We start from the raw sequence: 20078 nt of genomic DNA on the forward strand, positions 1-20078 counted from the left end.
ACAGACCTCACCAACCACGCCATCAACACCGGCATCACCCCACCAACGAAGATCAAACCAGCGAGTTGATTATCGGCGCGCCCTCAACGTCCGAAATCTTCCCCCGTCACACCCTTCCATCCACCACGAAGACGCCAGATCCCAGCGGGTAGGCAAATACGGGTCCATTAGAACTGTATTCACCACTCACGAGACTCGACCGACTCGGTGACGTCGCCCATTTGAAGTCCGTGAAGGCCTCCTTGAGGGACCCTGGGTCCCTCAAGGAGGTTGTGTATCGCCACATCTGCCCCACGCGCACCAGTAGTCACAGCGGTTGCGCGTGAAGGCCCCCTTCCCTCGGCTCAGCCGAGGAAACTCGACCTTCACCCCTTCCCCAAGTATGCAAAGGGGCCCGGAACCAAGGAGCGTAGTTGCGACTATTTCGCCTGTCTGCTCGCCAGGAGGATGAACTGACTAGTTGCTGGAATTGTGGGTTCGTTCCATTCGTTCGGCCAAGCGGGAAGGCATGACCAAATGGTCGTTCGAATAGTTGTGCGGAATCCGGTCGTAGGATTCTTCGCTTCCGGCGGAGGCGAACAGCATCAAATTGCAGATTCTGGCGCCCGGATGCAAGAGAACGGCATGGCGAAGATGATTGACGATTTCCAGGGTCAGGACAGCGCCGTTGCCGCTGCCGAAGCCGGGACTGACCTGGCCGCAGAGAACCACGCTGACGCCGAGGCGAGCGTAATCGCTGGTGCCGTCGACGAGCCCGGCCAGCCGGTTCGAGAGCCCGATGCGTTCCAGGGTCGGGGCGAGGACGACCTCGCCGGGTTCCACCCGTAACCGGCCTTGGTCATCCAGTTCCTTCGGCACGAGGTCCGGGTACGTGGCCTGGTCGGCGATGTCGACGGGGCCGGTGGACACCAGGCTGTAGGCCTTGTCGCCCAGCCGCAGGCTGATCGCGGCAGGACGGATCAGCGTACCGTCGAACGGCAGGACGGATAGATCGCCGTCGTTCCGGGCCTTCCTGATCTCCCAGTCGGTGAGGACACCGCGTTCGATTCGCCGATCTCCGAAATCGAGCTCCGAGAGCGGGTTCGCCGGGACGGGCTGGAGCGTGGTCATGACGAAACCCGCTTGCCGAACGCGGCGACGACGGACTTGACGAGAACGCGGAAGTCCTCTTCGGTCAATTCACCATTGGGCTGGTCGTCGGTTTGACCGGGCAGGCAATAGACGACGGTTTTCGCCGAGAGGTGAGGCCCTTGCACGACGAGGGTCGCGGTGAGGCTCGCGTCGATCGGCCGGACGGTGTGCACGACCTCGGTATCGCAAGAGTAGACCTGCCCGCGTCGGACGCGCGGTGCTCGCAACCTCTCGAGGTGAGCTTGCCCGTCGCGCCGCAGCGCCGCGGGGTCGGCCGGATCGACCCCGTACCAGTACCTGGTATGAAGCTCTCCGCCTTCGCTGGTCTCGCCGTACTCGACCATGTCCATGCCTTCGCCCGCGATGATGGTCGAAGCGAATTCCCAGCGATGGCTGTGCGGATTGGACTCGCCGCAGGACGGTTCGACGGCTTCCGGCCAGACATGAAGCCGGATCCGGAATTCGGCCGACGAGTGCAGCACCATTTTGGCGAACCCGTTGGGGTGCCAATAGGAGCGCTTCGCCGCTCCACGCACGGATTCCTCGTTCTGGAGGATGTCTTCCAGCCAGGAAAGGAAGGTGCCGGGGTCGTCTTGGACCCGGTGTGCCGCGCTTCGGAGCCACGGCAGGTCCACGACGCCGTCACCGGGCCGCGAATCCGTGATGCCACGGAGAAACGCGTGCGTGCCTGAGGAATCGGCGGGAGTGGACGAGAAGGGGGTGTTGGTCATGGAGCCGTTCCTGGAGGGCTGAGCGGGGGCGCGGCCACGGCGAGCGCGGCCGTTCGGAGGGCTGTGACGGCGTCCAGCGTCTGCCAGATGGGTAGGTCGCCACTTCCCCAGGCCCACAGCCCCTGATCGGCGTCGTAGCGCTCCCAAAGGGTTCCGAGCGCCCGGTTGAGCCGGGGGAGTGGCAGGAAGGGGGCGACGGCCAGCGCTTGGACGACCCAGGCGGAGGTGAAGTGCCGGATGATGATCCGGGCGGTTCCGTCACCGTCGGGGCGAGGCCTCTCGAGGTCCTCGGCCACGGCGTCGTCCGGATGAGACCGGTCGATGAGCCATTGTGTGGCTTCGTCGGCCGCCTCCAGGACGTCGTTGCGATCATCGCGGTTTCGCAGCACGTCGCGGAGCACGACCACTGCCCGGGCGGTGTGCGCCACGGATGGCTCCGGTGCCACGAGTCCCGCTTCGTTCTTCTCCGGCCACAGCCGGTCGCCGTCGAAGTCGAGCCTGGTGGCCAGCAGATAGTCGATGAGTCTGTCGGTCAGCTCGGCGTCGGGCCGCATGCGCACCGCTGTCTGCAGAGTCGTCGCCAGCAGATAAGGGCGAGTCCTGCTGAACGGGTCCAGCGAATGTTCCAGCAGTTCCAAACCGTCGTCGACCGAGAGCGTGGTGTCCGCGCGGAACAACGCGTCCAGGACGGCGGCGGTGGTCTCCGGCCATTTGCCTTCCGGACGGCCTCGCCAGCCGTAGTCGGAGCGCCGCTGGTGCAGGCCTTCGATCAGGGGATGTAGGTCGATGTAGGGCTCGCCTACCAACTGCATCGTGCTGATCCCGTACGCGGTGCTCAGCACCGTCGGAGCGGTCTTCCGCTGCAGGTTCTGCCGCCAGCCGAGCGGTTTGCCGTGCTCGTCGCGGATCAGGAGTTCGGCGAGCCTGGCACCGACGGTGTGGAAGACCTGCAGCAGGGAACGGGAAGTGTCGATGACGCCCGCGTCGCCGGCGGCCGGCGGGGAGTGGTCATGGGGTGATCGGGCGGTCTCCGTCAGCGTGAACAGCGCGTTCACGGCGCGGAAATGGTCGTCGAGCTGGCGGGCGTTGTGCGCCGACGGGAGGTATTTGCCGGTCTCCCACTGGGTCAGGTTCGCCCTGGTGACACCGATGATCCGGGCGGTTTCCGCCTGCGTTTCGCCCGCGGCCTTGCGCAGCCGCCGCAGCTCACGCCCGACATCCGACGCGGTAACGGTTTCCGCATCGGGGCTTACCGGCCGGTCCCCGGCCGATGTAGGCTTGATGTAGGCACTAGACACGGGCTTACCTACCTCGGGTAGGCAATGTAGGGCGGTGACTGAACGTGCACACAACGGCGAGAGTACAGCAATCGAATCGGACCGCGCTGGCACCTCGGTCAACGTCGTGTCACAACGTGGGAAAGGCCGCGACCGGCCCTGTTCTACCAGGTCCCGGGGTGCGTGACCCACCCGGCGACCAGGGCCGGTGCGACCCGGGCGCGACCGGAAAGCGGATGCTGACAGCCATCTGAATGTGACGCTGCGCATCCGATCCGGTTCGAGTCGTCTGCGGGCCACACGAATGCCGGAGTAGGCGTCGTGTGTGCCGACCCGAGTCCGCGTTTCGCAGTATCGGGGGTGAACCTCATGTCCCACCACGAGAACCACACGGCAGCACCCCGATCTTGGTTCGATCGGCTTCTCGAACGTTTCCACGAATGGCTTTTCGCGTCCGACGAAGACGCCAGAGCCACCGCACGCGGCTGGCAGGTGACCCGCGTCCCGGGGAGCAGGCGCCACGTCTACCGCGATCCTCGCTGGGACACCGTGCACGCGTGCGAACCGTGCGGAGGCACGGGGTGGTGGCCCTACGAGGACGCCGTTTGCCCGGACTGCGCCGGTGCCGGTGTCGTCCGCTCTCTTCCCGCGGCGGCCGTGGCCGCCGAGCACACCGCCGGACGGACAGGAGGAAGGTCATGAGCCGTTGGCAGGAACCCCAGGCGATCGCCGAGCTGGCCAGGGAGGTCACGGTGGTCAGACGGCCCAACCCGTTCACCGGCCTCTATCACTGGCGGTACGAGATCGGCGCGCTGCTCGTCCTCCCGTACGCGTTGTTCACCCTTTTCCAGGCGGTCGGCCCGATCTGGGCCGCGGTCGTGCTGTTCTGCGTCGCGAACTGGCTGTTCTACTGGAAAGCGGCGCGGCGCTTTCTCCGTGACCGGCTCCGCTCGGTCGTCGTGCAGCACCGGCTTCGGACCGGGTTCGCCCGGGCCAGGGTGTGCACGCTCGACGGCAAGCTGCCGGTGATCCTGTGGACCAAGCCGCGTGGTGACGAAATCGAGGTCACGGTGTTCTGCCCGGCGGGGGTCGGCTACGACCGCATCGAGCAGCGGCGGGCCCTGCTCGCCGCGGCGTGCTTCGCCACCGACGTCCACGTGTACCGCCATCACAAACGCGCCGACGTGGTGCACCTTTCGGTCTGCACCGCGCGCTTGCGCAAGGACGCGGACGAGGACGAGGCCGCCGTTCCCATCCCCGGGTACGTCGGAGGGATTCCTCGCGTCGCGCGGGGATGAACCCGTCACCGCGCATGCTCCCGGGCATGCGCGGTGTTCGCGGTTCAGGACGCGATCCGCAGCGCTTCTGCCTCTTTCGTGACGGGAACGGCCATCCGGGACGGGATCAGCAGCGATGCCAGCGCGATCAGCCCGGTCAGTGCCATCGCGCGTTCGACCAGTCCCAGCGGGATCGCCTGCCACCACGGCCTGCCGCCGTTCATCGAGACCACGATCGCCCCGAGGATCACGCCGAACCAGGCCAGTGCCGACACCGCGAGCACCCGGGTCACCGCGCGGCGCGCGGGAGAGGACGGGAAGACGGCTTTCGCGGCGAACCACACGGCCAGCGGCAGGCAGACGAAGGCCACGACGCTCGCGATCCGGTGCACCGTCCCGCCGGCGCTGGGCCCGATGGCCCAGTTGTTCTTGGGGAACGCCACGATCACCACCAGACTCACCGTCCAGAGCGCGCAGAAGACCGACGCCGCGGACAGCGCGGGAAGGTGCTTGCGGCGGATCAGCGCGCCGAACCCGATCGCCGAGCCGAACGCGACCAGCAGGACCGCGACGTCGAAGATCCACTTGTTCTCACTCAGCGCGTATTCGCTGATGGTGCGGCGGACCGGGCTGATACCGCTGGTGGCGGGGAGCACCTGCAGCAGCAGGATCAGCAGCGCTCCGCCGGCGACCGAGACCACGGCGGCCAGCGGTGCCAGCGGGGACCTGGCGGTGACCTGGGGCGTCGTCATGGTTGAAAGGTAACCACCCAACCTGAAGGTTTTCTTAGGACTTCCTGTCGGAATCGACAGGAAAGTCCCATTCTACGGTGTCCATGGGCAGTGATCGTTCCGGCACGGTCGGTGAGATCGTTGGGCCGAAAGAAGTGCAGGCGACTTGTGGCGGGTCCCTCGGGTGGGGTCTCGGGTCTAGGGTCTCGCTACCGGTGACCTCACCCGGTCACCGGACTGTCCAAGGAGGTCAGTCTGTGGGGTATTCACCAAACCGGCGAAGAGCGGGATGGACGGCGGCGACCCTGGTGCTCGCCGGCACCTTCGTGGCACTTCCGTCGGCCACGACGGCGGGGGCCGCGGACAACGTGGTGCGCGCCAATCAGGCCGTGGCTCGGTCCTGTTTCGCCGCGTTGCAGAAGCCGGGCACGTCCGGCACCGATCGCCGCGAGTTCACGTCCACAGTAGACGGTCTACTGCAGGCGCGGATCGCGCCTCGTGGCGGCGGTGAGGGCGACTGGGACCTCGCGGTCTTCGACAAGGCGACCGGCGCCGTGGTCGCCGCATCCGCCGCGTTGCGCAGTCACGAACTCGCCGAAGGCTTTGTGAAGAAGGACCAGAAACTGGTCGTGCAGACCTGCCGCTACGACGGGCAGACGCGCGACGCGCTCCTGGGGGTCGACTTCCTCGCGCTCACGCCGCAGGGGACACCGACCGGCGCCGCGCCCGCGCCGCAGCGCGCCGAACTGGTCCGGGTCGAGACCCCGGCCAAACAGGACAAGGACAAACTCCTCCGGCTCGGCCTGGACGTCACCGAGAAGGCTGACGCCACCGGCGTCGAGGTCGTCCTCGCCAACGACGCCGACCGCAAGACGCTGGCGGACAACGGCTTCAAGTCGAAGGTGGTCGAGGCCGACCTTTCGGCGAAGTCGATCCAGAACGCCAAGACCGACCGCGAGTACGCCGCGAAGACGCAGGGCTCCACCCTGCCGTCCGGGCGCACGAGCTACCGGCACCTCTACGACTACCAGTTCGAGGTCAAGGAACTGGCCCGCAAGAACCCCAAGCTCGTCACGGCGTTCACGTTGCCGCAGCCGACCTGGGAAGGCCGTGACGTCGTCGGTCTCGAGATCGCGACCGACGTCAAGAACATCACGGACGGCAAACCCGTCAACTTCACCATGGGCGTGCACCACGCCCGGGAGTGGCCGGCGGGCGAGCACGCCATGGAATGGGCCCACGAACTGGTCAAGGGCTACACCGGCAACAACCCCGACGTCCGCGGCCTGGTCGGCCGGACGCGCAACATCATCGTGCCGATCGTCAACGCCGATGGCTTCGAAATCTCCCGTGAAGCCGAGCCCAAGGGCGACTTTTCGCGCTTTGACTACGAGATGAAGCGCAAGAACTGCAACGTCAACGACTCACCCAAGGAGTTCGCGACCGGCGTCTGCAAGGCCAACCCCGGCGGCCGTGAACGCGGCACCGACCCGAACCGCAACTACGCGGGCTTCTGGGGCGGCGCCGGCGCGTCGACCCTGTGGCGCAGCGACACCTTCCGCGGTTCCGGCCCGTTCTCCGAGCCCGAGACGCAGAACATTCGCTCGATCGTGTCCAACCGCCAGGTGACCAACCTGATCACGCTGCACACCTTCTCGAACCTGGTGCTGCGTGTCCCGGGTGTCGCCGCCGTCCGCCCGCCGCTCGACGAGCCGGCGTACAAGGCGCTCGGTGACAAGATGGCCTCGCGCAACGGATACACCAGCCAGCCGTCGTGGGCGCTCTACGACACGACAGGCTCGACCGAGGACTGGTCGTACTGGGCCACCGGTGGCTGGGGCTTCACGTTCGAGATCGGCGACACCGAGTTCCACCCGCCGTTCCAGGCCGGTGTCGTCGCCGAGTACACCGGCGTCGCTCCCGCCGCCGGTGCGGGCAAGGGCGGTAACCGTGCGGCCTTCATCGACATGCTGGCCAACGCGGCCGACCCGGCGGCGCACTCGACGCTGATCGGCACGGCGCCGAAGGGCTACCAGCTGAAGCTGCACAAGACCTTCCAGACGCCGACCGCCCCGGTGGTGCAGCCGGACGGCTCGACGAAGCCGCCGATCTACGTGACCGACAACCTGAACTCGTCGCTGTCCTCGACCGGCGGCCGGTTCGCGTGGTCGATCAACCCGTCGACCCGCCCCTACGTCGCGGGCCGCTACGGCCGCGAGCCGCAGGGTCCGGCGCAGGCGGGCATCGCGGTGACCAACCCGGCGGGCGTGCCCGCGGTCAACACGAACTACCCGACCGACCCGGCTTCGGAGAGCTTCACGTTCCACGTCGACGGGCTGCCGAAGGTGGACAACGGGAAGTTCAGCGTCGACGTCAAGTGGGCCAGCCAGGACAGTGACTGGGACCTGTACGTCTTCGACGCCGCGGGCAACATGGTGTCGTCGTCGGCGAACGGTTCGACCACCGAAGAGCACGCGATCCTGTACGACCCGCCCGCCGGGGACTACCGGGCCGTGCTGGTCAACTACGCCCAGGCGAATCCGTCCACTGTGGACGACTGGACCGGCGGTGTGTCGTTCCAGTCGCCGATCCCGCCGACCTACGGCCCGAAGGAGGCGTACCAGCTGACCTGCTCGTCGCCGAAGGGCAAGCTCGTCGGCCTGGCGGACGTCTACGTCGACCGCGGCCAGACGGTCGACGTCGGTGAGGTCTGCACCCGGTCCGCGCGTGAGAAGAAGGAGCGCTCGGTCCGGTAGTCGCTTTGCCACGTGAAGGCCCCCTTCCCTCAGCTGAATCGAGGGAAGGGGGCCTTCACTCGTGTCGGGGGTCTGGTCTGCGGTTCTGTAAAAGGTCCTTTCCCGCGATGCCTGTTTGTTTTGTTCGGAAGCGGCTTGTTACTTACGGGTTTCCCTCGAGCCTCTCCACTGTGGGTGACCGATCCGCTACGGTGATCGGTGCGGCTGATCGGCCTAGCGGATCAGGGGCTGATCGGTCGCGACGAAGTGTTGAGGGCCATGCGCGAGGGGACACGAGCAGCCGTGACACATCCAGAAAGACGGGTCGACCCTTGGTTGTCGGGGGTTGATTTCGCGATCGCGGAGCCGGGTCGCGAGTACGAGAGGGCCGTCGAGTACGAGCAGGCTTCATGGGAAGCAGGGTCCTATGGGGGCAGCGGGGGCTACAGTCTGGCCCCGACTGAAGCGAATGGCATGCTCGGTCAAGCCAGGGAGGCTCTGAAAGCCCTCGAGGCCCTACGGCGGCAAACGGAAAGCCTTCGTGCGGTGCGGCCGCCGGCAAGGGATCCCGCGAGTGTCGCGTACAACGCCCGGTTGGTGAGCGGGGCGGGCGCCTTCGGTCAGGGAATCGCTCACATCGACGTGGAAATCGCGTACCTGAAAGAATTGATCGGCAAGATCGAAGAAGCGTTCAAGAAGATCACTGGCCGTGACGCGGCCGCTGCCGACGATATGACCAAGGTGGGCGAGCGGTCGCCTGCGACGGAATCCAGCACAGGGGGAGTAATCGGATGACGCGCCGTCTTGTCGTGTCCTTGGGATTTTTCGCGGCCGGGGCGATAGTGATGTCCGGCTGTGCGGGGAAGGGCCCTGAGGACGGAAAGATGCCCTCGTCGGAAAACCCTCCTGGTTCATCCGCCGCCCCCGGGCTGCCGTATGCGGGAGCGCCCAAGGTGACCGCTCCGCTTCCGGCGACCGTGTTGTCCGGCAAGCCCTGTTCTGACGCGCTTACGGCGGACCAGGTGAAGACCCTTCTTGGTTCTCCGGTGGATACCGAGCCCGGCGAGACGCCTAATTTCGGCCCTGACTGCGGATGGACGAATCCTGAACGGGGCTCTCAAGTCGGAGTCGCCTACGCCACGATCCCTCGCTTCGGCTTGAGCGGTGTCTACCAGAACACCAAACCCAAGGCCGCGGTCTGGAAACCACTCGCCGATATCCAGGGGTTTCCCGCTGTCGGCCATGCCGGCCAAACCGGCCAAACGCCACCGGCGGACTTCTGCGCCGTGACGGTCGGCATCGCCGACGACCTCGCCGTCGATGTGTCGGTTTCCCTGGGACGCGCCAAGATCGGTGCCATCGAGCCGTGTGACGCCGCTGTTCAGGCCGCGAATGCCGTCGTGACCACCTTGAAGGCCAAGGCGGGTGCTTGACGATGTTTCCGTTCGATCAGCTGGGAAACGCCGCCAAGGCCCTGGTGCATGAGGCGGAGAAGGTCGGCACCGCGATCGTGAAGACCGCTCGGGACGCGATCGAGTGGGCCGGGGACGTGGTCCAGGGTAACGTCGGTGTGCAGGCGGTGCCGATTCCCGAAGTCGTCGTCGAGATGATGCGCGGGAACAGTTCAAGCTGGGACGACAGCGGCGACACCGCCCATCTCGCGTCGAACAAGCACAGTCAGGTAGCCGCGAGCCTGTCGAAGATGCTGAACAACTTGGAGCCCGCGTGGACAGGAAAGGCCGCGGAGGGTGCGCGAGAACGCACCAAGATTTTCGCCGATGCGATCGATTCGGCGGGGGAGTTGTTCAACGACAACGGAACCAATGTTTCCGATTCCGCGAACGGGTTCAATCAGGCCAAAGGGTCGATGCGGCCGATGGGCGACCGGCCTGACAAGAGTTTCTTCGATGTGGCCATGCCGTGGGATACGGACACCGAGAAAGCGATCGAGCGCTACAACAAAACAGCGGAAGCCAACAAAGCCATCTATGATCGATACGCGGCACATCTGGAGGGCCAGGGCAGCGGACTCAAGACCGACTATGGGCAGATATCCCCGGAGTTCGGCTCGTCATCGTCAGGCGACCCGACCCCTGTGCGTGGCTTCGGTGAGCGCAGCGACAACGGCGATGGTCACCCGGCGCGGTCAAGTGGGGCTCCGGTGACACCGATGGTGGGTGGCGCGCCACCTCCGGGTTCGGTCCCCGGCCCCGGGCATACCGGTTCCGGCCCGGCGAGCGGTCCTGCCTCGGTCGACGTGCCTGCCGCGAGCGGTGGCCACGTCGGTGACGGGACGACGGCGGCGGGTTACACCCCACTCGACCCGCGTGCCGGGCTGTCGCTGCCGAATACTCCGGCCACTCATGTTCCCGGCTTGGGCGGTGGCCCGACGACGGGCGGGCTGAACAACCTGATCAACGGTCCGGTCGGACTGGGCGGTGTCGGTGGACTGGGTGGTGTCGGGAAGCCTGGCGATACCGGATCGCCTGGTGGTGGTCGCCAAACCGGCGCACGTGGCCTCGTCGAAGAACCGGGGCGCGGTGGTGCCGGTGCCGGCCGCGGCGCGGGTGGTCGCCCGACGGCTGGCCCTGCGGGGATGGCTCCGGGGATGGGGCGCGGAGCGAAGGAAGAAGACAGGGAACGCCAAAGGAAATTCGTACAGGACGAGAGCTTGTTCCCTGAGGCTGACAAGGAGGACGTGGACCCGACCACGGGACTGCCCCCGGCGCCGCCGACGATCGGCGCGTGACCCCTTGGTCCCCGCCTGATCTGGGTTTGTTCCGTATTCGGTCGGTTCACGTCGGAGTGTGCTTATCGTGGCTGTTCTTGATCGTCCCGTCATCCTGCCCAAGATGATGTTCCTGGCTGCGTGGAACATGATCGATACCGGCGCGGAGCTACCTCCGGCGTTCGGTACGAATCTGCATTACTGGAGCACCGGTGACGCCCGCCGAACGGTGGAAGACCGGGCGCTCGCCGACCTGGAAACCTTGGGATTGGCGCGCAACGGGCGACTGAATCCTCTGTGGCGCACCAGCTTGGCGGCGCTGGGCCACCCCGACAGAGAGTGGTACGCGTTCAGTGTGTTCGAGGACGGGAAGAGCTGTTCGATCCTGATCGCCTCCCAGAGCGGGGACGCGTTGCGGGTGATCATCAGCGACGAAGTGGTCGCGGTCGCGCCGATCGAGGATCGGCGGCACGCCACCGCGTTGGTGGAGACGCTGCCGCGGGTGCCGGGCGCTTCGGTGCGGGCGGTGAGCATGTCGCAGGCGTTTTACGACGATCCTGAACACGACCGGAGTGACCCGTTGGCCGAGCCTGTCGATACCCGAGACCGCGACCACCTCGCCCAGGTGCTCGCCCGGCCTCGGCTGGCGGTGCACCAGCTCTACACCGCGCGCCGTGACAACGGCGAAAGAGTGCGGAGTTCGCCGATCACCGCGATCGACCTCGCCGACGATGGCGGGCGGATCGTGACGTATGCGAGTGGGCACGGTGACGTGGTGATGATGCCGGGTACCGGCAGCGAGCTGGTGGTGACGATCAACAGCACCATGAACGGCCTCGGCGGCTGACCGGGTTTCCGCGGCTCAGAGGCGAGACACCGGCCTCAGCCGGTGCCGACCACCCGGTCCCGCACCACCCGCATCGTCGCCGTGTCCACAGTGGACGGCTCCGCCGCGAGCCAGCCACCGATCTCGTGCAGGAACTGCTCCGGCGTCATCGGCGGCGTGGGGGAGGGATCGTTGAGATCCGTGGTGATCTCACCGGTCCGGCTCGGGTACACGACCATCGCCCCGCGCAACGTGACCCCCGGCAGGATCCGCCGGTATTCGGCGAGGCTTTCGGCCAGCCTGCTCCCGCCGCCGCGGAAGGCGCGGCCGTTGCGCAGCAGGCGGTCGTCGTCGTCGGTTTCGTAGTGTCCCGGCAGCCACAGCTTCGATTCGACGAGCACGAGCCGCTTCCCGCACAGCACCGCGTGGTCGACGTCGGCGAACACGGAGTCCGGCCACGAGAGGCCGTGGAAGATCCGCGCGCCGGGCAGCCGGGTCAGGTAGCGCTCGAGCAGGTCGGCGGTGAGCCGTTCGGCGAGTTCGTCGGTCTCGGTGCCGGGGGTGCCGAACACGCGCTTCCCGCCGAATTCGGCGGCGAACCGGTTCTTGGCGCGGGAGGCGGCGAGGTAGCCGCGTGCGAGCCGTTGCACCAGCAGGGCCGTTCCGGCGGTCAGGATCAGCCAGATGATCAGCGTGGGCGCCGAGAAGCCGACGCCGGTCAGCACCGGTAGCAGCACCAGCACCATGCCGCCGACCGCCGCCACGACCGGGGTGTGCCCGGGGCCGCGCCGCCGTCCGTGGCGCACGCGCCCGTCCTGTGCGGCGAATTCCCACCATTCGAGGTCTTCCGGATCGATCACGACCGGCTCGGGCTCGTAGCCCGGTTCCTCGCCGAAGCGACGTCTCGGCCGAGGCCTGATCGGCACACGCACGGAGCGCCCGTCCGCGTCGTAGCCCGCGCGCCGCATCGGATCGCTGAGCGTGTCGTAGGCCTCGCGGACCAGCTGGAACGTGAGCGCGGAGCCCCCGGTGTCCGGGTGATGTGACTTCGCGAGCCGCCGGTACGCGGTCTTGATCTCGGTGACCGAGGCGGCCTTGCCCACGCCGAGCACTTCGTAGTAGTCGACATCGGGCACGGGCGGTTCACCTCCAATGGGCCGGGCCGCAACACTATTCGGCCGCCGCCGCCCACCCGCAACCACCTCCGCGGCGCGTCGGGGTGACGTCGCGGGCATACTGTTTCGCTTGTGGCGGAACGAGGTCCGCCTCCGGTGCGTCGTGGATATCGTGGAGATCGACAGCGTACGGGGAAGGACAGTGGTGGGAGAACCGGTCACAGGCACGGCAGCGGGGGTACCGTTCACCGTCTTGCCGCCATCGGCCGAGGTCAGCGGCCCCGCACCGGTGGTCGTGGCGTGGCACATGATCGATTCGCCCCGCTCGGACGCGGCGTTCGCGGCCGCGTTGCCGCTGGCGGGAGTGCCGGCGTGGCGGGTGTACCTCGGAATGCCGTTGTGCGGCGCGAGAATGGTCGACGGCACCATGGACGCCGTCGTCGACAGGGCCCGCCGTGACGCGATGCTCGCCTACGTCGACCCGTTCGTCCGGCAGGCGGCGCTGGAATTTCCCGCCGCGCTGGCCGAACTGCGGGAACGCTTCGGCTTCGACACCTCCCGGATGGCCGTCGTCGGCGGTTCGCTGGGCGGTGCCGTGGCCTTGACGATCCTGGCCACGCGCGAGATCCCGGTCCGCGCGGCCGCCCTGGTCAACCCCGCCGTACGGGCGCGTTCGGTGGTCGGACTGGTGGAAGGCCTGCTGGAGCAGCCGTATCCGTGGAACGACGAGTCGGAACAGGCGGCGGATCAGCTCGACTTCGTCGCACGATCGGGTGAAATCTCGGCGCGGGAAAAGCAAGTTCCGCTGGTACTCGTCAGCGGCGAGGAGGATCACCCGTCGCTGCGCGCAGACGCCGACGACCTGGTCGCCGCGTTGCGAGAGCGGTACACCCGTCCGGACGACGTCCGCCTGACCAGGGTGGCCGGACTCGCGCATCCGCTGGCCGAAGAGCCGGGTATCGAGCCCGCGCCGCAACTGCCGATCGCGAAGCAGGTCGACAAGGCGGTCACCGAATGGTTCGGGACTCACCTGGTCTGACGAGCGTCAGCAGCCGGGTGGCGGGACCGATCGGGACGGGCCGAATTCGAGGCGCTGCTTTTCGGTCTTGGGGATCACGAACGCGACGCCGGTCGAGATCCGCCAGTTCGCCGGGAGGAAAACGTACTGCCCGCCGGACTGGAGCAGCAGCTTCAGCCCGGTGTACCGGTACTTGTAGGCGGCTTCGGGATCGGCGCACTTCACCTCCAGGACACCGTTCGCGGTGAGGTTGAGGCTTTCCGCGCTGTACAGCGTCGCGGCCGGTCTCGTCGGGATCACCCCGGCGGCCTCGAAGCCGCGGGTCGTGCCGACGGCTCCCGAGTAGTCGCCGACGGCCCAGAAGAGGCCGATGCTCACCAGGACGTAGCCGGTCACGAGTTCCGCCAGGCTCGCGCGGGCGCTCCCCGTCCTGCGTGAGGTCCAGTGGCGCCAGGAGAACAGCGTCATCAGGACACCGATCGCGAAGCCGAGCCCGGGAACGCCGGGATAGTCGCGAAAGGGTTCCGGGTCGAGCGCGATCGCGGTCGTCGAGACCAGCAGCACCAGGCCGAGGCCGCCGGCGACGGGGGAGCAGATCCGCAGCAGCCGGGTCCACGGGACCTCGCCGAGGCGGATCTTCAGGAACCGGGTCAGCACCAGGAAGAGCAGTATCGCGCCCGCCGCGCCGGTCAGGGGCAGGAGCACCCCGTCGACGCCCCGCCCGAAGATCTCGTCCGGGGTCTGGCCGAGCAGGGTGTAGTGCACGCGGAAGTAGCCGAAGTACGTCTGCGTCTCGACGAGCCCGAAGTAGTAGAGCAACGCGGTGAGCAGGGTCGTGTTGGCCAGCGCGGCGCCGACCAGCCGGAGCGCGTGTGCCGGGCCCGCCGCGGGTTCGGCCACCGGCGGCGCGGCCGCGCGGAGGCCCCGCCGCGTGCTCATCCGCTCGTGGTTTCGCTCGGCTTCCCGCTTTCCGACTTCGAAGGCGACTGGCTTTCCTCCGTGGTCTCGGTCTCGCACAGCCGGGCCTGGATCGTGATCGTCTTGCCGGGGTAGACCGGATTCGGGCCGATGCTGCGGATGCAGTGGCCCTTGCCCGCGGTCACGATCGAAACGCCACACCGGCGGGGGCTCTTGCAGAGGTCTTCGAGGTTCTGCCCGATCGCTTTCTCCGCCGTGTCGGGATCTGTGCCGAGCAGGTCGCTGTTGTACTTGATGGGACTGCCGGGGACGACAGGTGGACGGGGCTCTTCGGTGTGCCCGCCGCGAGCGGTCCCCGGCCTCGGAGTGAGCCCGCCGGGTGAGGACTCCTCGGGGGACGCCGTCGGGGCGATCTCCGTCGTCACCCCGGTGTCCGTGGTCGGATCGGCCGGATCCGTGTCGTGGGGAGTGGACGCTCCGCCGCAAGCCGCCGCGAAGCCGAGAGCGGCGATCGCCATCGCCGCGCTGAACAGCCGTTTCATGGACCTCACCGTCCTCGGGAAGACGTCCTTCTGGGTAAGGACGCGGAACGGCGACCCCCTGATACGTCCCGGCCTGGTCCGTTCGGGCGTATTCCGGGTGATTCCGCCCTTTCGGGCAATTCCGGGGTGACCGGAGTGCGACAACTTTGCGGACCGGCCTTCCGACACGCCGCAAATTATGTTAAGAAACTTTACTAACTAATAGGGAGGCGCGTTTTGAGTTCATCCCCGCGGCCGGGGCTCGAGCGGAAGATCGGGCCGCTGCAGGCGACCGCCATCAACATGACCCAGATGTGCGGGATCGGCCCGTTCGTCACCATCCCGGCGATGGTGGCGACCCTCGGCGGCCCGCAGGCCATGTTCGGCTGGCTCATCGGCGCGCTCATCGCGCTGGCCGACGGCCTGATCTGGGCCGAGCTCGGCGCCGCCCTCCCGGGCGCCGGCGGCACCTACGTGTACCTGCGCGAAGCGTTCGGCTTCCGGACCGGCAGGCTCATGCCGTTCCTGTTCGCCTGGAGCGCGGTGCTGTTCATCCCGCTCATCATGTCCACCGGCATCATCGGCCTCGTCCAGTACCTCGGGTACCTGATCCCCGGGGTCGCCGACGACGGCGGGACGACCGGGCTCGGCAAGGTCATCGGCCTCGGCGTCATCGCGCTGATCGTGCTGGCACTGTTCCGCAAGATCGGCGAGATCGGGAAGCTGACCACCGTCCTGTTCGCGATCATGCTGTTCGCCGTGCTTTCGGTGATCGTCGCGGCCTTCACCCACTTCGACGGCGCGCAGGCGTTCGCCTTCACCCCGGGCGCGTTCTCGTTCGACGGCGGAGCGTTCTGGGCAGGGCTCGGCGCGGGCCTGATCATCGCCATCTACGACTACCTCGGCTACAACACCAGCGCCTACCTCGGCGGCGAGGTGCGTGACCCGGGCCGGACGCTGCCGCGGTCGATCATCCTCTCGATCCTCGGCATCATGAGCCTGTACTTCCTGCTGCAGCTCGGCGTGCTCGGCTCGATCCCGCTGGAGGAGCTGAAGACCGCCACGTCGGTCGCCTCCACCGTGCTGGAACAGGCGTGGGGCACCGGCACGGCCAAGGTCATCACCGTGTTCATCGTGATCGCCGCGATCGGCTCGGTGTTCGCCGGCCTGCTCGGCGGCTCGCGGGTCCCGTTCGAGGCCGCGCGCGACAAGGTGTTCCTGCCGGTGTTCGCCAAGCTGCACCCGAAACTGAACCTGCCGACAGCCGGGGTGCTGACGATGGGCCTCATCGCCGCGATCGGCTCGCTGTTCACGCTGACCGCGGTGATCAACGCGGCGGTGACGGTGCTCGTGCTCGTCCAGTCGCTCGCCCAGGTCGCGGCGATCGTGGTGCTACGGCGACGGCGTCCGGAACTGGACCGGCCGTACCGCCAATGGCTCTACCCGATCCCGACGATCATCGCGCTGCTCGGCTGGGTCTACATCTACTTCTCCGCCACCTGGCTCTCGATCGGGCTCTCGGTGGGGTGGATCGCGATCGGCGTGGCGGCGTTCCTCGCTTACGCGAAGACGGAGCGCGTGTGGCCGTTCGGGCCCAAGGGAATTCAGGAATCGTTCGCGGGGGCGGAAGAGGGGAACGGGAAGTGACGGGGGAAGCGTTGATCCTGGGGATCGACTTCGGCGGGACGAAGGTCGCGATCGGGCTGGCGGACAGAGCCGGGAGCCTGCTGGTCACCCGGCGGCTCGACACCGACGCGCAAGCGGGCGCCGAACAGGTGGTGAGCCGTGCGCTCGCCGCCGCGCGGAAACTGCTCGCCGACGAAGGCGCCGCCGACAACCTTGTCGCGATCGGCGTCGTCAGCCCGGGCATCGTGCTGGAGGACCGCATCCTGCTGGCCCCCAACGTGCCGGGCTGGGAGGAACTGCGGCTACGGGAACTCGTCGCCGACGAGTTCGGCGGGGTTCCGATCGAGGTGGGCACCGACGCCAAGGCGGCGGCGCTCGCGGAATGGCGATGGGGGGCGCTGGCGGACACCGATCCGGCGGTGTTCCTCTCGCTGGGGACCGGGATCGCCGCGGCGGTCCTGGTCGGCGGCCGGCTGCTGGCCGGCGCGAATGGCGCTGCGGGAGAGATCGGGTACAACCTCCTCTCACCGCAGGACACCGACGGGTTCGCCAGCGGAGCGGCGCCGCTGGAGGAAGCCGTCGGTGGGCGTGGGCTGGGCGGCCGGGCGAGTGTGCTGCTCGGCCGCCCGGTAACCGCGGGTGAGCTGTTCGGCCTCGCCAGGGAGAACGCACAGGCCAAGGAACTGGTCGGCGCGGCACTCGACGAACTGTCGATGCACGTCGCGAACCTCGCCATCGCGCTCGACCCGCAGCGCGTCGCCGTCGGCGGGGGACTCGTACGCTCGGCCGACATCCTGCTGCCCGCGCTGCGGGAACGGCTGGCCAGGGCCGTGCCGTTCCCGCCGGAACTGGTGTCGGCGAAGTTCGACCAGGACGCGTCCCTGCTGGGCGCGATCGCGATCGCGCTGGACGCGTAGCGAGATCACCGACCGAAGCCGCCGGATGTTCGCTAGATCCGATCTAGCGAACATCCGGCGGCTTTCTCGCGCCTGGGGGGTGAGGCGAGAGGAGGTCGGTCATGAACGCCAGTCCGCTACGGGTCGCGGTGATCATCGGCAGCACTCGCGAGGGGCGGGTGGGGGACGCCGTCGGCAAGTGGTTCACCGGCCGCGCGGAAGGGCGGGACGACCTCGTCGTCGAAGTCCTCGACCTGACCGACTTCACCCTGCCCGCCTGGTTGCCGGAACAGCCGACGCCCGACATGCGGCGGTTCGCGGGGCTGGTCGACGAGGCGGAGGCGTTCGTCGTCGTCACTCCCGAGTACAACCGCAGTTTCCCGGCGTCGCTCAAGCAGGCGATCGACTGCGCCTACGACGAGTGGCGCGCGAAGCCGGTCGGCTTCGTCTCCTACGGCTACCGGTCACAGGGTCTCTACGCCGTCGAGCAGCTGCGCTCGATCTTCACCGAGCTGCACACGGTGACCATGCGGGACACAGTCGCCTTCAACCTCCTCGACGGCACCTTCGCCCGTGATGGCACCCCTTTCGACATCGACGGCCAAGGACAGGCCGTCACCACCCTGCTCGACGAGCTCGTCTGGTGGGGCCTCGCCCTGCGAGAAGCGCGAGCCGCGCGCCCTTACGTCTGCTGAAAGCTTCTGAAAGGACAAGGAAAATGAGTGAACTGGCCATCGAAGCCTCGGGGCTGGTCAAGGTGTTCGGGGAAAACCGGGCGGTCGACGGGATCGACCTGAAGGTCCCGGCCGGTGCCGTGTACGGCGTCCTCGGGCCGAACGGCGCGGGCAAGACCACCGCGGTGAAGATGCTCGCGACCCTGCTCCGCCCGAACGAGGGCGAAGCGCGCATCTTCGGCAAGGACGTCGTCCGCGAGGCCGACGCTGTCCGGGCCATGGTGAGCCTGACCGGGCAGTACGCCTCAGTGGACGAAGAACTGACCGGGACCGAGAACCTGGTGCTGATCGGCAGGCTGACCGGGCACCGCAAACCGGCCGCCCGTGCGAGGGCGGAGGAGCTGCTGGCGGCGTTCGGCCTGTCCGAGGCCGCGGGGCGTCAGGTGAAGAACTACTCCGGTGGGATGCGGCGGCGGATCGACATCGCCGCGAGCATCCTGAACACCCCGGACGTGCTCTTCCTCGACGAGCCGACGACGGGGCTCGATCCCCGCAGCCGCAACCAGGTCTGGGACATCGTGCGCGCGATCGTGCAGCACGGCACCACCGTCCTGCTGACCACGCAGTACCTCGACGAGGCCGATCAGCTGGCGTCGCGGATCGCCGTCATCGACCACGGCAAGGTGATCGCCGAAGGCACCAAGGGCCAGCTGAAGGCGTCCGTCGGCGCGGGCGCGGTCCACGTCCGGCTGCGCGAGGCGGACCAGCGGCCGGAAGCCGAAGCGCTGCTCGTCCGCAATCTGGAGGCGCAGGTGGTGCTCGAACCGGACCCGCTCTCGCTGACCGCCCGGCTTTCGGGCGAGAGCACCGAACAGGGCGCCGCCGAGCACGCCGCGCGCGCCCTGACCGAACTCGCCCGCGCGGGCATCGTCGTCGACACCTTCTCCCTCGGCCAGCCGAGCCTCGACGAGGTCTTCCTGGCCCTCACCGACCGCACCGCCACGCCTGAGGAGAGTGCAGCTTGAGTACCACGGCAGTCAAAGAAACCGAACCCGTTCTCGCGGCACCGAAGCCCGAGGACCTCGCCGCCGTCCTGATCTCGAAGAACCGTCCTCAGCGACCCAGCGCGCTGTCGGCTTCGATCACCTTCGGGTGGCGCGCGATGCTGAAGATCAAGCACGTGCCCGAGCAGCTGTTCGACGTCACGGCGTTCCCGATCATGATGACGCTGATGTTCACCTACCTGTTCGGCGGCGCGCTGTCCGGCTCGCCGACGGAGTACCTGCAGTTCGTGCTGCCGGGCATCATGGCGAGCAGCATCCTGATGATCACCATGTACACCGGGGTGGCGGTCAACACCGACATCGAGAAGGGGGTCTTCGACCGGTTCCGCACGCTGCCGATCTGGCGGCCGGCGGCGATGGTCGGCTACCTGCTCGGCGACATGCTGCGCTACCTCATCGCGGCGCTGGTGATCCTCGGCGTCGGGCTGATCATGGGCTTCCGGCCCGGCGGCGGCGTCGGCGGCGTGGCCGCCGCGATCCTCCTGCTACTGGCGTTCTCGTTCGCGTTCTCGTGGATCTGGACGATGTTCGGCCTGCTGCTGCGCAGCGAGAAGTCGGTGATGGGCGTCAGCATGATGGTGCTGTTCCCGCTGACCTTCCTCAGCAACATCTACGTCAACCCGGAGACGATGCCGGGCTGGCTGCAGGCCTTCGTCGACGTCAACCCGGTGACCCACGTGGTCGGGGCGGTCCGCTCGATGATGGACGGCAACTGGGACGGCGGCGAGATCACCTGGGTGCTGATCGCCGGCGCGGTCCTCCTCGCGGTCTTCGGCACGCTGACGATGCGGCTCTACAACCGCAAATGAA

19 protein-coding genes are annotated in these 20078 nt (G+C 67.7%); 12 read left to right on the top strand and 7 right to left on the bottom strand.

The window, feature by feature from the left end:
* Positions 1-456: 456 nt before the first annotated feature.
* Genes ACFOSH_RS38040 through ACFOSH_RS38050 form a run of 3 tightly spaced genes read right to left on the bottom strand, consistent with a single transcriptional unit; the run spans position 457 to position 3145 of the window.
* Positions 457-1110 carry a dCTP deaminase gene (locus ACFOSH_RS38040; RefSeq protein WP_378245551.1) on the bottom strand — a complete coding sequence of 218 codons (654 nt, stop codon included), beginning with the start codon at positions 1108-1110 and terminating at the stop codon, positions 457-459.
* Positions 1107-1862, bottom strand: coding sequence for a hypothetical protein (locus ACFOSH_RS38045; RefSeq protein WP_378245553.1), 756 nt, complete (start codon positions 1860-1862; stop codon positions 1107-1109). The genes ACFOSH_RS38040 and ACFOSH_RS38045 overlap by 4 nt, the downstream gene beginning before the upstream one ends.
* Positions 1859-3145, bottom strand: a complete 1287-nt coding sequence (locus ACFOSH_RS38050) for a helix-turn-helix transcriptional regulator (RefSeq protein WP_378245611.1) — start codon at positions 3143-3145, stop codon at positions 1859-1861. The genes ACFOSH_RS38045 and ACFOSH_RS38050 overlap by 4 nt, the downstream gene beginning before the upstream one ends.
* A 692-nt stretch (positions 3146-3837) precedes the next feature.
* On the opposite strand from ACFOSH_RS38050, the gene ACFOSH_RS38055 reads away from it, so the two are divergent.
* On the top strand, positions 3838-4437 hold the full coding sequence (locus ACFOSH_RS38055) for a hypothetical protein (protein WP_378245555.1): 600 nt from the start codon (positions 3838-3840) through the stop codon (positions 4435-4437).
* Between the two features lie 44 nt (positions 4438-4481).
* Here the strand turns inward: ACFOSH_RS38055 and ACFOSH_RS38060 are convergent, their stop codons facing one another.
* Positions 4482-5168, bottom strand: a complete 687-nt coding sequence (locus tag ACFOSH_RS38060) for a DUF998 domain-containing protein (protein WP_378245557.1) — start codon at positions 5166-5168, stop codon at positions 4482-4484.
* 236 nt (positions 5169-5404) lie between these two features.
* Here ACFOSH_RS38060 and ACFOSH_RS38065 point away from each other — a divergent pair, with 236 nt between their 5' ends.
* The 5 genes from ACFOSH_RS38065 to ACFOSH_RS38085 all read left to right on the top strand — a co-directional run bounded on the left by ACFOSH_RS38065 (position 5405) and on the right by ACFOSH_RS38085 (position 11457).
* Positions 5405-7903, top strand: a complete 2499-nt coding sequence (locus tag ACFOSH_RS38065) for a M14 family zinc carboxypeptidase (protein WP_378245559.1) — start codon at positions 5405-5407, stop codon at positions 7901-7903.
* 198 nt (positions 7904-8101) lie between these two features.
* Positions 8102-8677, top strand: a complete 576-nt coding sequence (locus tag ACFOSH_RS38070; protein WP_378245561.1) for a hypothetical protein — start codon at positions 8102-8104, stop codon at positions 8675-8677.
* A complete protein-coding gene (locus tag ACFOSH_RS38075) occupies positions 8674-9315 on the top strand; it encodes a DUF3558 domain-containing protein (protein WP_378245563.1) in 642 nt (213 codons plus the stop codon). The genes ACFOSH_RS38070 and ACFOSH_RS38075 overlap by 4 nt, the downstream gene beginning before the upstream one ends.
* Positions 9312-10631: a hypothetical protein gene (locus ACFOSH_RS38080; protein ID WP_378245565.1), complete on the top strand. Its 1320-nt coding sequence runs from the start codon at positions 9312-9314 to the stop codon at positions 10629-10631. Before ACFOSH_RS38075 ends, ACFOSH_RS38080 begins: the two co-directional genes overlap by 4 nt.
* 67 nt (positions 10632-10698) lie before the next feature.
* On the top strand, positions 10699-11457 hold the full coding sequence (locus ACFOSH_RS38085; RefSeq protein WP_378245567.1) for an ESX secretion-associated protein EspG: 759 nt from the start codon (positions 10699-10701) through the stop codon (positions 11455-11457).
* A gap of 35 nt (positions 11458-11492) precedes the next feature.
* On the opposite strand, the gene ACFOSH_RS38090 is transcribed toward ACFOSH_RS38085, so the two are convergent.
* Positions 11493-12572 (bottom strand): J domain-containing protein, encoded by a 1080-nt coding sequence (locus ACFOSH_RS38090; protein ID WP_378245569.1) that lies wholly within the window; start codon positions 12570-12572, stop codon positions 11493-11495.
* A gap of 109 nt (positions 12573-12681) precedes the next feature.
* Here ACFOSH_RS38090 and ACFOSH_RS38095 point away from each other — a divergent pair, with 109 nt between their 5' ends.
* Positions 12682-13590: an alpha/beta hydrolase family protein gene (locus ACFOSH_RS38095; RefSeq protein ID WP_378245571.1), complete on the top strand. Its 909-nt coding sequence runs from the start codon at positions 12682-12684 to the stop codon at positions 13588-13590.
* A gap of 6 nt (positions 13591-13596) precedes the next feature.
* Here ACFOSH_RS38095 and ACFOSH_RS38100 read toward each other — a convergent pair whose 3' ends face one another.
* Together ACFOSH_RS38100 and ACFOSH_RS38105 are read right to left on the bottom strand one after the other, a co-directional pair.
* Complete coding sequence (locus ACFOSH_RS38100; RefSeq protein ID WP_378245573.1) at positions 13597-14508, bottom strand: hypothetical protein; 912 nt, start codon at positions 14506-14508, stop codon at positions 13597-13599.
* A complete protein-coding gene (locus ACFOSH_RS38105; RefSeq protein ID WP_378245575.1) occupies positions 14505-15029 on the bottom strand; it encodes a hypothetical protein in 525 nt (174 codons plus the stop codon). Before ACFOSH_RS38105 ends, ACFOSH_RS38100 begins: the two co-directional genes overlap by 4 nt.
* Before the next feature lie 216 nt (positions 15030-15245).
* Between ACFOSH_RS38105 and ACFOSH_RS38110 the strand changes: the two genes are divergently transcribed.
* From ACFOSH_RS38110 to ACFOSH_RS38130, 5 genes are all read left to right on the top strand, one after another.
* The gene (locus ACFOSH_RS38110; protein WP_378245577.1) at positions 15246-16655 is read left to right on the top strand and encodes an APC family permease; all 1410 of its coding nucleotides are present in this window, start codon (positions 15246-15248) and stop codon (positions 16653-16655) included.
* The gene (locus tag ACFOSH_RS38115) at positions 16652-17551 is read left to right on the top strand and encodes an ROK family protein (protein ID WP_378245579.1); all 900 of its coding nucleotides are present in this window, start codon (positions 16652-16654) and stop codon (positions 17549-17551) included. Before ACFOSH_RS38110 ends, ACFOSH_RS38115 begins: the two co-directional genes overlap by 4 nt.
* A gap of 101 nt (positions 17552-17652) precedes the next feature.
* On the top strand, positions 17653-18225 hold the full coding sequence (locus ACFOSH_RS38120) for an NADPH-dependent FMN reductase (RefSeq protein WP_378245581.1): 573 nt from the start codon (positions 17653-17655) through the stop codon (positions 18223-18225).
* Positions 18226-18248: 23 nt separating this feature from the next.
* Positions 18249-19229 carry an ATP-binding cassette domain-containing protein gene (locus ACFOSH_RS38125; protein ID WP_378245583.1) on the top strand — a complete coding sequence of 327 codons (981 nt, stop codon included), beginning with the start codon at positions 18249-18251 and terminating at the stop codon, positions 19227-19229.
* Positions 19226-20077: an ABC transporter permease gene (locus ACFOSH_RS38130; protein WP_378245585.1), complete on the top strand. Its 852-nt coding sequence runs from the start codon at positions 19226-19228 to the stop codon at positions 20075-20077. The genes ACFOSH_RS38125 and ACFOSH_RS38130 overlap by 4 nt, the downstream gene beginning before the upstream one ends.
* Position 20078: the final 1 nt, after the last annotated feature.

Source organism: Amycolatopsis speibonae (genome assembly GCF_042647925.1).
GTDB classification, from domain to species: domain Bacteria; phylum Actinomycetota; class Actinomycetes; order Mycobacteriales; family Pseudonocardiaceae; genus Amycolatopsis; species Amycolatopsis speibonae.